Annotated in this window: 12 protein-coding genes and 1 tRNA gene; 6 read left to right on the top strand and 7 right to left on the bottom strand. The window is 64.2% G+C overall.

Annotated elements, in window-relative coordinates; all coding sequences use genetic code 11:
• The 3 genes from Q9316_RS01255 to Q9316_RS01245 all read right to left on the bottom strand — a co-directional run bounded on the left by Q9316_RS01255 (position 1) and on the right by Q9316_RS01245 (position 3,852).
• Positions 1–77, bottom strand: a tRNA-Arg gene (locus tag Q9316_RS01255).
• A gap of 134 nt (positions 78–211) precedes the next feature.
• Positions 212–1,681, bottom strand: a complete 1,470-nt coding sequence (locus tag Q9316_RS01250; protein WP_306033456.1) for a sensor histidine kinase — start codon at positions 1,679–1,681, stop codon at positions 212–214.
• A 167-nt stretch (positions 1,682–1,848) separates the two neighbouring features.
• Complete coding sequence (locus Q9316_RS01245; RefSeq protein WP_306033455.1) at positions 1,849–3,852, bottom strand: methyl-accepting chemotaxis protein; 2,004 nt, start codon at positions 3,850–3,852, stop codon at positions 1,849–1,851.
• Between the two features lie 424 nt (positions 3,853–4,276).
• Here Q9316_RS01245 and rpmH point away from each other — a divergent pair, with 424 nt between their 5' ends.
• From rpmH to yihA, 5 genes are all read left to right on the top strand, one after another.
• The gene (gene rpmH, locus Q9316_RS01240; protein ID WP_037405882.1) at positions 4,277–4,414 is read left to right on the top strand and encodes a 50S ribosomal protein L34; all 138 of its coding nucleotides are present in this window, start codon (positions 4,277–4,279) and stop codon (positions 4,412–4,414) included.
• Positions 4,415–4,447: 33 nt separating this feature from the next.
• Positions 4,448–4,837, top strand: a complete 390-nt coding sequence (rnpA, locus tag Q9316_RS01235) for a ribonuclease P protein component (protein WP_306033454.1) — start codon at positions 4,448–4,450, stop codon at positions 4,835–4,837.
• Positions 4,837–6,639: a membrane protein insertase YidC gene (gene yidC, locus Q9316_RS01230; RefSeq protein WP_306033453.1), complete on the top strand. Its 1,803-nt coding sequence runs from the start codon at positions 4,837–4,839 to the stop codon at positions 6,637–6,639. Before rnpA ends, yidC begins: the two co-directional genes overlap by 1 nt.
• Before the next feature lie 167 nt (positions 6,640–6,806).
• Positions 6,807–7,718 carry a DMT family transporter gene (locus tag Q9316_RS01225; protein WP_306033452.1) on the top strand — a complete coding sequence of 304 codons (912 nt, stop codon included), beginning with the start codon at positions 6,807–6,809 and terminating at the stop codon, positions 7,716–7,718.
• Between the two features lie 52 nt (positions 7,719–7,770).
• Positions 7,771–8,424, top strand: coding sequence for a ribosome biogenesis GTP-binding protein YihA/YsxC (gene yihA, locus Q9316_RS01220; protein ID WP_306033451.1), 654 nt, complete (start codon positions 7,771–7,773; stop codon positions 8,422–8,424).
• Between the two features lie 56 nt (positions 8,425–8,480).
• Here yihA and Q9316_RS01215 read toward each other — a convergent pair whose 3' ends face one another.
• From Q9316_RS01215 to Q9316_RS01205, 3 genes are all read right to left on the bottom strand, one after another.
• Positions 8,481–9,038 carry a fasciclin domain-containing protein gene (locus Q9316_RS01215; RefSeq protein WP_306033450.1) on the bottom strand — a complete coding sequence of 186 codons (558 nt, stop codon included), beginning with the start codon at positions 9,036–9,038 and terminating at the stop codon, positions 8,481–8,483.
• Between the two features lie 192 nt (positions 9,039–9,230).
• Complete coding sequence (locus Q9316_RS01210) at positions 9,231–9,968, bottom strand: anti-sigma factor (protein WP_306033449.1); 738 nt, start codon at positions 9,966–9,968, stop codon at positions 9,231–9,233.
• The gene (locus Q9316_RS01205; RefSeq protein WP_306033448.1) at positions 9,965–10,504 is read right to left on the bottom strand and encodes a sigma-70 family RNA polymerase sigma factor; all 540 of its coding nucleotides are present in this window, start codon (positions 10,502–10,504) and stop codon (positions 9,965–9,967) included. The genes Q9316_RS01210 and Q9316_RS01205 overlap by 4 nt, the downstream gene beginning before the upstream one ends.
• 129 nt (positions 10,505–10,633) lie before the next feature.
• On the opposite strand from Q9316_RS01205, the gene argB reads away from it, so the two are divergent.
• Positions 10,634–11,521, top strand: coding sequence for an acetylglutamate kinase (argB, locus tag Q9316_RS01200; protein WP_306033447.1), 888 nt, complete (start codon positions 10,634–10,636; stop codon positions 11,519–11,521).
• Between the two features lie 9 nt (positions 11,522–11,530).
• Here the strand turns inward: argB and Q9316_RS01195 are convergent, their stop codons facing one another.
• Entirely contained in the window at positions 11,531–12,337 is an 807-nt protein-coding gene (locus tag Q9316_RS01195) for a sterol desaturase family protein (RefSeq protein ID WP_306033446.1), read from the bottom strand.
• Positions 12,338–12,348: the final 11 nt, after the last annotated feature.

Here is a 12,348-nt window from a genome sequence, read left to right as displayed (position 1 = left end):
TGGCGCACCCGAAGAGATTCGAACTCCTGACCCCCAGATTCGTAGTCTGGTGCTCTATCCAGCTGAGCTACGGGTGCGCTGGCAGTGGCGGGACGTTGTGCCCGGCTGCGAGGCGGTTCCTAAAGGGTAGACGGGTTTATTGCAAGCGCCTTTCTGAGAAAAAATGTACTTTTTTCATCGAGCCGTCACATCCGGCCGGGGCCTGCCTGCATCAGGCGCGGTGGCGGAAGGCGTCGAGGGGGACGGGGCGGTCCGGCAGCTCGATGCGGAACAGCGTGCCGGGCGTCGCCTTTTCCACGAGCGCGATCGTGCCGCCATGGGCGAGCACCAGTTCGCGGGCGATGGCAAGGCCGAGGCCGGTGCCGCCGGAGCGCACGGAGCCGCGGAAGGCGGCAAAGAGGTTTTCCTGCGCCTTGGCGGGCATGCCGGGGCCGTTGTCGTCGATGGCGATGGAGACGACGCTGCCGGTGCGAAGGCCCGTCACCAGAACGGTGCGCCGCTGGATGCCGACATCCTGCAACAGCGCCTCGACGGCGTTGCGGCAGAGATTGTGGATGACGCGGAAGAGCTGCTCGCCATCCGCATCGACCTCGAGGCCGGGCTCGACCTGCAGCACGAAGTCGATCTCGCCGCGCGTATCGAGCGCCAGCACTTCGGAGACCTCCAGCACCAGCGGGCGTAGCGCCACGAAGCGGCGGCGCGGCTCCGGCTCGCGCATGCGGCCATAGGAAAGCACCTCGTTCGTATAGCCCACCGCCCGGTCGATGCTGCGCAGCAGCTTCGGCGCGACGCGCTTGACCACCGGGTCGTCGACGTCGGAAAGGCGGTCGGACATGAGCTGGGCGGAGGAGAGGATGTTGCGCATGTCGTGGTTGATTTTCGACACGGCGAGGCCGAGATCGGCGAGGTTCTTCTGTTCCTTCAGCGTGCGCTGCAAGGTCTGCTGCATGGCGGCGAGATGGATGCCGGCAACGGCGATCTCGTCGCGCCCGCCCGAGGGTTCCAGCACGCGCGCCGGATTGGAAGGGTCGGCGGCAAATTCCTGGATGTTCGCCGTCATGCGGCGCATCGGGCGGATCAGCAGGCGATTGAGCGCGAAGAAGATCGGGCCTGCCGTCGCCAGCGAGATGATCATCGAGAGGATGAAGACGTTGCGTGCGGCGCGCAACATGGCGCGGCGCAGCGCGTGTTCGTCGAGCAGGAGTTCGATGCGCGTCGTCGTTTCGCCGACCGGCCCATAGACGCGGATGATGCGGTCGCCGCCGAACATCAGCGTATCGAACGCATCGTAGACCGAGGCGAGCGTCGAGACATCGGAAAGGTCGTATTGCGCATCGACGCTCGGCGGCATGTCGACGGCGGCGACCATGCGCGAGGCATCCGCCTTCTTCAGCACGATGGCCTTGGCGCCGGTCGCCAGCAGCGTTTCCACTTGCACGTTGCGTGGCAATTCCTGGTCGGGCAGGCCCTCGATGACGACGCTGGCGGCGGCGGCGATGTTGAGCCGGTCACGCAGCCACATCAGGCGCATGTTGGCGATCGAGGGCACGAAGATCAGCACCTCGGCGATCAGGACGAAGACGGCGGTGAGCAGCAGGAGCCTGCCCGAGAGACCGGACAGGAAGCCGACCGCCGGCACCGGCGTTTCGGTCAAGGACGGCGCCCCGTCTTTGTCCACCATCTCTCAACTCCCGGACATCTCGACTTCGCGGCGAAGCATCGGCGACCCGCTCCGGCCACAGCCGACAGCCAATTATAGGAGATTGCGGCAATTTTTCCAACGCCGCGCAAAAAGCAAGACGCGGCGATCCGGGGACCGCCGCGCCTGCTCGAACCGTTCGCCTTGGATCAGAACTCTTCCCAGCTCTCCTGGGCTGTCGTTGCGGTGGCGGCGCGGCTGCCGCCGAAGGCGCGGGCGACATTGCCCATCATGCGGCGCGCCGGCGATTCGACGGGCCGGGTTTCGGCGCGCACGGCGGCGAGGCGCTGCGCGGTATCGCCGGTGCGGAAGCGCGCGACCAGATCGGCAAGGCCGTCCGCCTCGCCCTTCAGCTTGTGCGTGGCGGCCGAGGTCTCCTCCACCATGGCGGCATTGTGCTGGGTCACCTGGTCCATCTGGTTGATGGCGGTACTGACTTCCTGAAGGCCGGTCGCCTGCTCGCGGGCGGCCGTGGCGATCGCGTGGATGCGATCGTTGATGGTGACGACGCGGCTTTCGATGTCGGAAAGCGCGGTGCCGGTCTCCTGCACGTATTTGACGCCGACGGAAACCTCGCTGCCCGACTTGGTGATGAGGCCTTTGATGTCCTTTGCGGCGCTTGCGGCGCGCTGGGCGAGCTCGCGCACTTCCTGCGCCACGACGGCAAAGCCCTTGCCGGCCTCGCCCGCCCGCGCCGCCTCGACGCCGGCGTTCAATGCCAGAAGATTGGTCTGGAAGGCGATCTCGTCGATGACGGAGATGATCTGGCTGATCTCGCTGGAGGCCTGCTCGATGCGGCCCATCGCGTCGATGGCATTGCGCACGATGGCGCCGGACTGCTTGGCGCTCTGCGTCGCCTCGTTCACCATGACGCTCGCCTCGTTGGCGCGCTCCGTGGAATTCCTGACGGCGACGGTGATCTCGTCCAATGCGGCCGATGTCTCCTCCAGCGCCGCAGCCTGCTGCTCGGTGCGCTTGGACAGATCGTCGGAAGCCGTGCGCAGTTCGCCGGAATTGGCGTTGATGGCGTCCGTCGAGGCGCGCACCTCGCGCATCGTGCGCTGGAGCGTGGCGAGCGTCGTGTTGACGTTCTGCTGCAGTTCGGCGAAGGCGCCGCGGAAGCTGCCGTCCATGCTCTGCGTCAGGTCGCCTTCCGCGAGCGCGCCGATGACGCGGCGGGTTTCGGCAATGCCTTCCTCGACGCCGGCGACGAGCTCGTTGACGCTGCGGGCGAAGCGGTTGAGGTCCTCGTTCTGGTAGTCCTTGGTGATGCGCGAGGAGAAGTCGCCAGCCGCCGCCGCATGGACGACGGTGGCGATGGAGGACTGAAGGTCGGCGCTCTTCTCGCGCAGGATCTGCTCCTGGGCGTTTAGATCGCGCACGGTGATGGCGTTCTGGCGGAAGACCGCGACGGCGCCGGCCATTTCGCCGATCTCGTCCTTGCGGCCGGCATAGGGCACTTCCGTCTCGAGGTCGCCGCCGGCAAGGCGCTTCATCGTGTCGGTGACATTCTGGATCGGCCGGCTGAGTTCGTTGGTCGCGATGTAGAAGGCAACGCCGCCGCCCAGCATGAGGCCGGCGCCGACCGTGCCGAGCACCAGCGTCAGCATCAGCGTTTCGAAGGCCGCGATATCGTCCTTGATCGCGGTGAGGTTCTGGTTGTCCGTCTCGACGACGGCATCGATTTCCTTCTGGAAGGCCTTGCGGTTGGCGCGGTTGCCTTCGTTGTTGCCCTGCTCGTTGGCGGCGGCGATCGAGACCGTGGTGCCGAGGCGGGCGGTCTCCGTGCGGAAGGTGCGGAATTCGGCCGAGCGCGTCACGACTGCGTCGAAGGCGGCCTTCTGCTCATCCGGCACCAGCGGGCGCCATTCGTTCAGCGTCTTGTCGATGCCGTCGAGTTCCTTGGCGATGCCCGCAGCGAACTTCTTGGCGCCTTCCATGTCCTTGGACGCATAGATGCCCCGCGCTTCCATGACGACGGCGGTGACCTGGCGGTTCAGGTGCTCGCCGAGGAAGGCGCGGTCGGCGGCGTTCTCGTACTGATGGAGCTTTTCGCTGAATTCGGAGACGACGTGGACCGCGATGGCGCCGATGAGGACGGAGATGAAGCCCATCACCCCCACGATAAGGTAGATCTTGCCACGTATCTTCACGTCACGCTCCAAAGCCACAGGACACACGCCGGCAAGACGGCACGATCCACCTCACCCTTTGATAGGGACGGTAAACGCTAAAGGTTAACTAGATTTTGATGCAACCGCCCGAATATTGGCAGCATTCACCTTCACTAATATTTAATCGATGTCGGATTGCCGGAAATTCAGGGCGCGCAGATTACCTTACGTGACACAGAAATGCCAAAATTCAACCGAATCACAACCTATGGCAGCAAATCCGTTAACGATTGCGACAGTTCGGATCGGTGCCTGCCTGCAATTGACTTTTGACCGGCTTTACCCTTATAAGCCGCGCACGTCTGGAAAACTGCCTTCCCGCGAGGGTCGGGCCGTGCCGGACTTTGAACGCTCCTTGCGTATCGCAAATCCAAGAAGGGCCGCACACCGCGGTATTAAATAAATGTCGAAGCGTACCTACCAACCCTCCAAGCTTGTTCGCAAGCGTCGTCACGGTTTCCGTGCCCGCATGGCAACGAAGGGCGGCCGCAAGGTCCTGTCCGCTCGTCGCGCCCGCGGCCGCGCACGTCTCTCGGCCTAAGGCCGTGCCTGCCCGGAACAGAGGCGACGGGCAATGACGAAGACTGTTAGACAATCTGCTGTCGGACGGCTGAAAAGCCGTCCGCAGTTTCTTTTTGTGCGCGAGGGCGAGAAGCGCCGGGGACCACTGTTCCTTCTCGAAGTGCGCGACCGGCAGATGCCGGACGAAGCGCCCCGCGTCGGCTTCACCGTTACCAAGAAGCACGGCAATGCCGTGGAACGAAATCGCATGCGCCGACGCCTGAAAGAGGCGGTGCGGCTATCGGCCGGGTTTGCAATGGAGCCCGGACACGACTATGTGGTTGTCGCCAGACGGGACGTGTTGAGCGCGCCCTTCAAATCCCTTGAAGCCGGCCTCAAGGACAGGATCGCGACAAGGCAGAAACAGAAGCAGCAGCGCCCTGCTGCTCCCGGGAAAGAGTGATGGAAAAAAACCGCAATTATTTCGTGGCGATCGCGCTGTCCGTGCTGATCCTCGTTGCCTGGCAGTTCCTCTATGTGAACCCCAAGCTGGAGAAGGACCGTGCCGCGCTCGAAGCGCAGCAGGCCGCCCAGACCCAGCAGACGACGACATCCGGCGGCACGACCACCACGACGACGGCGACCGGCACGAACGGCGCGCTACCGGGCGGCGCGGCAACGACCGCCACGACCGAGACGCGCGAGACCGCCCTTGCAAGGTCTTCGCGCATCGAGATCGACACGCCGTCGCTCTCCGGCTCCATCAGCCTGACGGGCGCCCGCTTCGATGACCTGAAGCTGAAGGAATTCCACGAGACCGTCGACAAGACGAGCCCGATCATCACCCTGCTCAGCCCCGCCGAGACCGAACACGGCTATTTCGCCGAAGTCGGTTATGTCGGCAGCGATGCGACCGGCACCGTTCCGGGCCCGCAGACCGTCTGGACGCAGGACGGCGCCGGCAAGCTGACGCAGACGACCCCGGTGAAACTCACCTTCACCAACGACAAGAACATCACCTTCACCCGCACGATCTCGGTCGACGAACATTACATGTTCACGATCAGCGACAGCATCGAGAACCGCACGGACGCAGCGGTCGCCCTGTCGCCCTACGGCCGCGCGACACGCTTCTTCAAGCCCACCGATCCGTCCGTCTACGTGCTGCATGAAGGCTTCATCGGCGTGCTCGGCGATCTCGGCCTGCACGAGGTGAAGTATACCACGACCGAGGACGACACGACCGTCGCGCCCGGCAAGGCGACCGGCGGCTGGCTCGGCATCACCGACAAGTACTGGGCGACCGCGCTGGTGCCGCCGCAGGCGACGCCCTACGAGACGCGCTTCTCCTACTTCAAGGACGGCCGTCCGCGTTACCAGGCGGATTATCGCCAGGACGACGTCTCCATCGCGCCGGGCCAGACGATCGAGGTCAAGAACCTGTTCTTCGGCGGCGCCAAGGAAGTGCCGATCATCGACCAGTACGAGACGGCCTATGCCATTCCGCAGTTCGACCTGATGATCGACTGGGGCTGGTTCTGGTTCTTCACCAAGCCGATGTTCCAGTTGATGGACTTCTTCTACCGCTACTTCGGCAATTTCGGCATCGCGATCCTGATCACCACGATCGTCGTCAAGGGCCTGTTCTTCCCGCTTGCCAACAAGCAGTACGCCTCCATGGCGAACATGAAGAAGATGCAGCCGAAGATGGAGGAGCTGAAGGCCAAGCACGGCGACGACCGCATGGCGCTGCAGCAGGCGATGATGCAGCTCTACAAGGAAGAGAAGATCAATCCGCTCGCGGGTTGCTGGCCGATCCTCCTGCAGATTCCCGTCTTCTTCGCGCTCTACAAGGTGATCTACGTCACGATCGAAATGCGCCACGCGCCGTTCTTCGGCTGGATCCGGGACCTTTCCGCGCCCGATCCGACGTCGCTGTTCAACCTGTTCGGCCTGCTTCCCTACGACGTGCCGCACTTCCTGATGATCGGCGTCTGGCCAATCGTCATGGGCATCACGATGTTCCTTCAGATGCGCATGAACCCGACACCGCCCGATCCGACCCAGGCGATGATCTTCACCTGGATGCCGCTGGTCTTCACCTTCATGCTGGCGACCTTCCCGGCCGGCCTCGTGATCTACTGGGCCTGGAACAACACGCTGTCGATCATCCAGCAGGGCATCATCATGAAGCGCCACGGCGTGAAGATCGAGCTCTTCGACAATCTGAAGGGCCTGTTCGGCAACAAGCCCAAACCATCCTGACGGCGCGTCAGGCAAGACAAGCAGAAACCCCGGCCTCGCGCCGGGGTTTTCTTTTGCCCTGAACTTTCCGTCCGTCGCGCTTGCGACAGCGCTTCGTCGCTGGCATGGAAGCGAAACGGGCGCGCTGCTGTCATGCTCGCCTTCGATCCTGCCCTGCGAGCGCTTCCATGTCCGCTTCGACGCTTCCGCTCACGCCCACCCTCCCGGAAAGCCGGGGGCAAGGCTATGGCGCCGCCCTTGTGCTCGGCTCCGCCATCGTTTGGAGTTTCGGCGGCACGATCGCCCGGTTCCTCGCCATCGAGGACGGCTGGACCGTGGTCTTCTGGCGCTCGCTCTTCGCCGCCCTCTTTCTGCTCGGCTTCATGCTGCTGCGTGACGGCCCGCGCGGCACGATCCAGCTCTTCAGGGGCATAGGCCTTGCCGGCCTCGCCGTCGGCGTGTGCTTCGCCACCGCCTCCACGTCCTTCATCCTTGCCATTGCCTATACGACCGTCGCCAATGTCGTGCTGATCCAGGCCGGCGTGCCGCTGATCGCGGCGTTGATGGCGTGGCTGCTCTTCCGCGAAAAGGTTGCCGTCCATACCTGGATCGCCATCGCCGCGGTGATTGGCGGCGTGGCCATCATGGTGTCGGAATCGCTCGGCGGCGGCGTCTCGCCGATGGGCGACGCGCTCGCCCTCCTCATCGCGTTCGCCTTTGCCACCGCGACGATCATCACCCGGCGCTTCGCGCATGTGCGCATGACGCCCGCCGTCTTTCTCGGCACCGTCATAGCCGCCGCGACGGCGGCAAGCCAGGCCTCGGGCTTTGCCGTGTCCGCGCAGGAACTCGGTGTCCTCGTCGTCTTCGGCGCGCTGAATTTCGGCCTCGGGCTTGCGCTATTCGTCACCGGCGCCCGGCTCATCCCGTCGGCGCTGGCCGCTCTTCTCGGCACCGCCGAGACCGTGCTGGCCCCGTTCTGGGTCGCGCTCATCCATGGCGAGGTACCTGGGATCAGGACCGTGATCGGCGGCGTCATCGTGCTCGCGGCCCTCCTGTGCTATCTCGGCGTCGAGCTCTGGCGCCAGCGCCGCGCTTGACTTTCGCGGCCAAAACCCGGAAGCGGGGAGCCTAACAACAAAGGCCTCACCTATGACCGAGACGACGACACCGGACGACAAGCCGCTGTTCGGCAGGCCGTGGATCTTCATCCGCGGCGTGCCCGCCATGAAGTTCCTGCCGCCGGAAGGCCCCCCGGAGATCGCGTTCGCCGGGCGCTCGAATGTCGGGAAGTCGTCGCTGATCAACGCGCTGGTCGGCCACAGGGGCCTGGCGCGCACCTCCAACACTCCCGGCCGCACGCAAGAACTCAACTATTTCGTTCCCGACGGTTTTTCCGGCGCGCAGGACGACCTGCCGCCGATGGCGCTGGTCGATATGCCCGGCTACGGCTATGCGCAGGCACCGAAGGAACAGGTCGACGCCTGGACGAAGCTCGTCTTCGACTACCTGCGCGGCCGCTCTACGCTGAAGCGCGTCTATGTGCTGATCGACAGCCGCCATGGCATCAAGAAGAACGACGAGGAGGTCTTCGCGCTGCTCGACAAGGCGGCCGTCTCCTACCAGATCGTGCTGACCAAGACCGACAAGATCAAGGATGCTGGCGTGCCGCGTCTTCTCGACGAAACGCTGCAAAAGATCGCCAAGCGTCCCGCCGCCTATCCCGAAGTGCTTGCCACCTCGTCGGAAAAGGGCCGCGGCCTCGACGAACTGCGCAGCGCCATCCTCACCGCGATCACCCGATAAAAAGCCGCCGGCAGAGCCGGCGGCCAGTGCTTTGGAAGGTCTGACCCTTGGTGTTATCAGGCCTTCGGCAGCAGAACCTTGTCGATGACATGGATGACGCCGTTCGACTGCTTGACGTCGGCAGTCGTCACCGTCGCGACGCCGCCCGTCTCGTCGGTCAGGGTAATCTTGTCCCCGTCCATCTTGGCCGTCAGCGTGCAGCCGCCCACGGTCTTGACCGGATGCGCGCCGCCATCGTCCTTGATCATCTTGCCGATCGCCTCGGACATGGCATCCGCTGCGACGACATGGCAGGTCAGCACCTTGACGAGCTGGTCCTTGCTTTCAGGCTTCAGTAGCGTATCGACCGTGCCGGCCGGCAGCGCGTCGAAAGCGGCGTTGGTCGGCGCGAAGACGGTGAAGGGACCGGCGCCCGAGAGCGTCTCGACAAGGCCGGCGGCCTTCACCGCGGCGACCAGCGTCGTGTGGTCCTTCGAGTTGACCGCGTTCTCGACGATGTTCTTGTCCTCATACATCGGCGCGCCGCCGACCATCGGGTTCTCGGCATGGGCAGCGAAGGCGCCGAGCGCGAGAACCGAGGCGAGAGCGGCGGTGCGGAACGTGAAACGGATCATGATGGGTCGTCCTTTTTTTCCGGCCCGCGGAATGCGGGTCCTCCCGGTTGCGATGCCCGATGGGCGATCATTGCGAGCAACGGGAGCTTGGGAAAAAGAGTTTCAGGACACGGCGATATTTCTCGTAAGTCATTGTCCTGGCAACAAAAAAGCCGCACAGAGCGCGGCCTTCATGTTTTCTTTCCGATGCGATCAGTCGAACCGGGCAGCGCCCGATGCGATGACCGGGCCGGTCGCGCTGCCGGTCGGCGAGCCGCCGAAAGGCTCGACGCTGACGGCCAGCACGGCGCCCTGCACGAGGCGGCCGCGCATCTGCTCGGGCACCGCCAGTTCTCCTTCGCCGGTCTGCGGCAGCACGCCGAGCGAGACCGGCGACTTGCCGTCCTCGACGAGCCAGAGTTCGAGCGATTTTTCCTTTTCCTTGCCGGCCGCGACGGGCGTGACGCGCAGCGCGCCGTTCGCCTCGTCATAGCGCGCCACGAGATTGATCGCAGCGCCCTCCCCCGAGAGATCCGCGACCAGCCGTCCGCCGCTAACCGGGCGGGGCGCAAGCAGCGTGCTCATCGAGAAAGCAAGCCCGGCGGCGACCGCCAGCGAGGCGAAGGCAAGCGCGCGCCAGAGCGCCAGCGAATTCCAGAAACCGCCGGCGACATTGCCGGCAAAGGCCGCATCCGGCGGCGAGGCCGGGCCGAGGATGCGCTGCTCGATGGCGGAGAAGGCGCGCGGCGGCGGTTGCAGCGCTTCGTAGTCGTCGTTGAAGGTGGAGAGGTTTTCCTCCCAGCGGTTCACCATGGCGGCGAACTGGCGGTCCTTGGCAAGCCGCGCCTCCACCTTGCGGCGGTCTTCGGCGGAAAGCACCCCGAGCACGTATTCGCCCGCGATCACCTCGTCGCGGCGGGGGTCTCTCATCTCTTTGTCGGACGCCGTCATCGGCTCATGCACTCTCTCAGTTTCAACAGGCTTCGGCGAAGCCAGGTTCGCATCGTGTTCAGCGGCACGCCGTGGATATCGGCGAGTTCCTCGTAGCTCAGGCCCTCTATATAGGCACGCCGCACGGCTGATGCCCGGTCGGGCGTCAATTCTTCCATACAGGCGTCGATCCGCCGGCCCTCCGAGCGCATCACGACAGCCTCCTCCGGCGACATCAGCGGATCGGCGATATCATAAGCCTCATCGATGTCCGTTGCCACCGGTCTTCGCGCGCGAATGACGTCGATGGAATGGTTGCGCGCGATCGCTGCGAGCCACGCCATCGGATGCACATTGCCGGCCATGTAGCGATCGGCGCGATGCCAGATCTTCACGTAGACCTCCTGCAGCGCCTCTTCCGCATCCCCCCTGTCCCGGAGAATACGCAGGCAGATGGCGAAGAGTTTCGGGGCGCTGGCATCATAGAGCGCGGCGAAGGCCTTGCGGTCCTTCAGGCAGATGCGGCCGATGAGGTAGGAGAGGTCATTGCCCGTCACGCGCGGCTCCTTGCCTGTTGCCGGCAACCCTAGTCTTTTTGCCCGGCCTTGCGCAATCTCGTTCGGGAATCATTCCATCGTCACAAAACATGCGTTAAACAGGCCCCCGTCCAATTCCACGAGGCCGCCATGTCCCTATCCGAAAGCGAAACCCAAGCACGCCTTCTCGCCCAGGCCCTGCCTTTTATGCAGCGCTACGAGAACAAGACCATCGTGGTGAAATATGGCGGCCATGCGATGGGCAATGCGGAGCTCGGCAAGGCTTTCGCCAGCGATATCGCGCTCCTCAAGCAGTCGGGCGTCAACCCGATCGTCGTGCACGGCGGCGGCCCGCAGATCGGCGCGATGCTGAGCAAGATGGGCATTGAATCGAAGTTCGAGGGCGGCCTTCGCGTCACCGACCAGAAGACGGTCGAGATCGTCGAGATGGTGCTCGCCGGTTCGATCAACAAGGAAATCGTCGCCCTCATCAACCAGACGGGCGAATGGGCGATCGGCCTGTGCGGTAAGGACGGCAACATGGTCTTCGCCGAGAAGGCCAAGAAGACCGTCGTCGACCCCGACAGCAATATCGAGCGCATCCTCGATCTCGGCTTCGTCGGCGAGGTGGTCGAGGTCGACCGCACGCTCATCGACCTCCTGGCAAAATCGGAGATGATCCCGGTCATCGCGCCGGTCGCGCCCGGCCGCGACGGCCATACCTACAACATCAATGCCGATACCTTCGCCGGCGCCATCGCCGGGGCGCTGAACGCGACGCGCCTGCTCTTCCTGACGGACGTTCCGGGCGTGCTCGACAAAAACGGCCAGCTCATCAAGGAGCTTTCCGTCGCCGAGGCGCGCGCGCTCATCAAGGACGGCACGATTTCCGGCGGCATGATCCCGAAGGTCGAAACCTGCATCGACGCCATCAAGGCAGGCGTCCAGGGCGTCGTCATCCTCAACGGCAAGACCGCCCATTCCGTGCTGCTCGAAATCTTCACCGAGCACGGCGCGGGCACGCTCATCGTTCCCTGATCTTTAACCTCAGACGGAGGCGTCGCGCCCCTGCGACGCCATTTCCTTCGCAAGTGTCAGCTTCAAGGGGGGCGCTTCCTTCTCGAAGGTCTCGACGCGCTTGTCGTAGACCGGCGAGATCGTGCCCATGACGCGATCCCAGAACGAGAAATAGTTGGCGAAGTTGTACTTGAACTCCGCGTGGTGCTGGTCGTGATAGGTCGTGCACAGCATGGGTGAAGGGTGGCGCGCGGTCTTCGAGGCGAAGTATTCGAAGCCCGCATGGCCGAACGTGCCGTTGATCTGGTCGAAAAGCCGGTTCGCCAGCAGGATGACCGGCGGAAACGGCACGATGAAGACGATCACCGCATAGAAGCCCTGGGACAGTGCGGTGTCCACGAGGCCGATGGAATCGTTGCTCCAGACCGTCGGCGCGACGCTGCGGTGATGCTCCAGATGGAAGCGGTAGAACGGCTTGGTGTGCAGCAGGCGGTGCGCGAAATAGAACCAGGCGTCGAACAGCACCATGGCGAGCAGGAAGAGCGGCACCGCCGTCCACCAGGAAAACGACCAGGGCGTCCAGGCCCAGCCCTTGTACTGCGCGAACAGGCCGATCGAGACCGACAGGCAGGTGACCAGGATCGAGGCCATGCTGAGGCGGATTTCCGCCCTCTTGCGCTTCTCGCCGCGCCGGTTCTTCTGGATGCGTCGCTCGGGATTGCGGTCGTTCAGCCAGGTGATGCCGAAGCCGAGGATGAAGTAGATCGCCACGGTGACCGCATAGATCGCGCCGAGCAGCAGCAGGAATTCCCCCGCGCCTCGCATGAATCCGTCCATTGGCCCCGTTT

Origin of the sequence: Shinella zoogloeoides (genome assembly GCF_030733845.1) — a bacterium.
Taxonomy (GTDB): Bacteria; Pseudomonadota; Alphaproteobacteria; order Rhizobiales; family Rhizobiaceae; genus Shinella; species Shinella zoogloeoides_C.
This window is presented reverse-complemented; position numbering and strand designations above follow the sequence as displayed.

Coding starts and splice junctions, on each gene's coding strand:
- Q9316_RS01250 (WP_306033456.1), bottom strand. CDS start 1,681: ATGGTGGACAAAGACGGGGCGCCGTCCTTGACCGAAACGCCGGTGCCG.
- rpmH (WP_037405882.1), top strand. CDS start 4,277: ATGTCGAAGCGTACCTACCAACCCTCCAAGCTTGTTCGCAAGCGTCGT.
- rnpA (WP_306033454.1), top strand. CDS start 4,448: ATGACGAAGACTGTTAGACAATCTGCTGTCGGACGGCTGAAAAGCCGT.
- yidC (WP_306033453.1), top strand. CDS start 4,837: ATGGAAAAAAACCGCAATTATTTCGTGGCGATCGCGCTGTCCGTGCTG.
- Q9316_RS01225 (WP_306033452.1), top strand. CDS start 6,807: ATGTCCGCTTCGACGCTTCCGCTCACGCCCACCCTCCCGGAAAGCCGG.
- yihA (WP_306033451.1), top strand. CDS start 7,771: ATGACCGAGACGACGACACCGGACGACAAGCCGCTGTTCGGCAGGCCG.
- Q9316_RS01215 (WP_306033450.1), bottom strand. CDS start 9,038: ATGATCCGTTTCACGTTCCGCACCGCCGCTCTCGCCTCGGTTCTCGCG.
- Q9316_RS01210 (WP_306033449.1), bottom strand. CDS start 9,968: ATGACGGCGTCCGACAAAGAGATGAGAGACCCCCGCCGCGACGAGGTG.
- argB (WP_306033447.1), top strand. CDS start 10,634: ATGTCCCTATCCGAAAGCGAAACCCAAGCACGCCTTCTCGCCCAGGCC.
- Q9316_RS01195 (WP_306033446.1), bottom strand. CDS start 12,337: ATGGACGGATTCATGCGAGGCGCGGGGGAATTCCTGCTGCTGCTCGGC.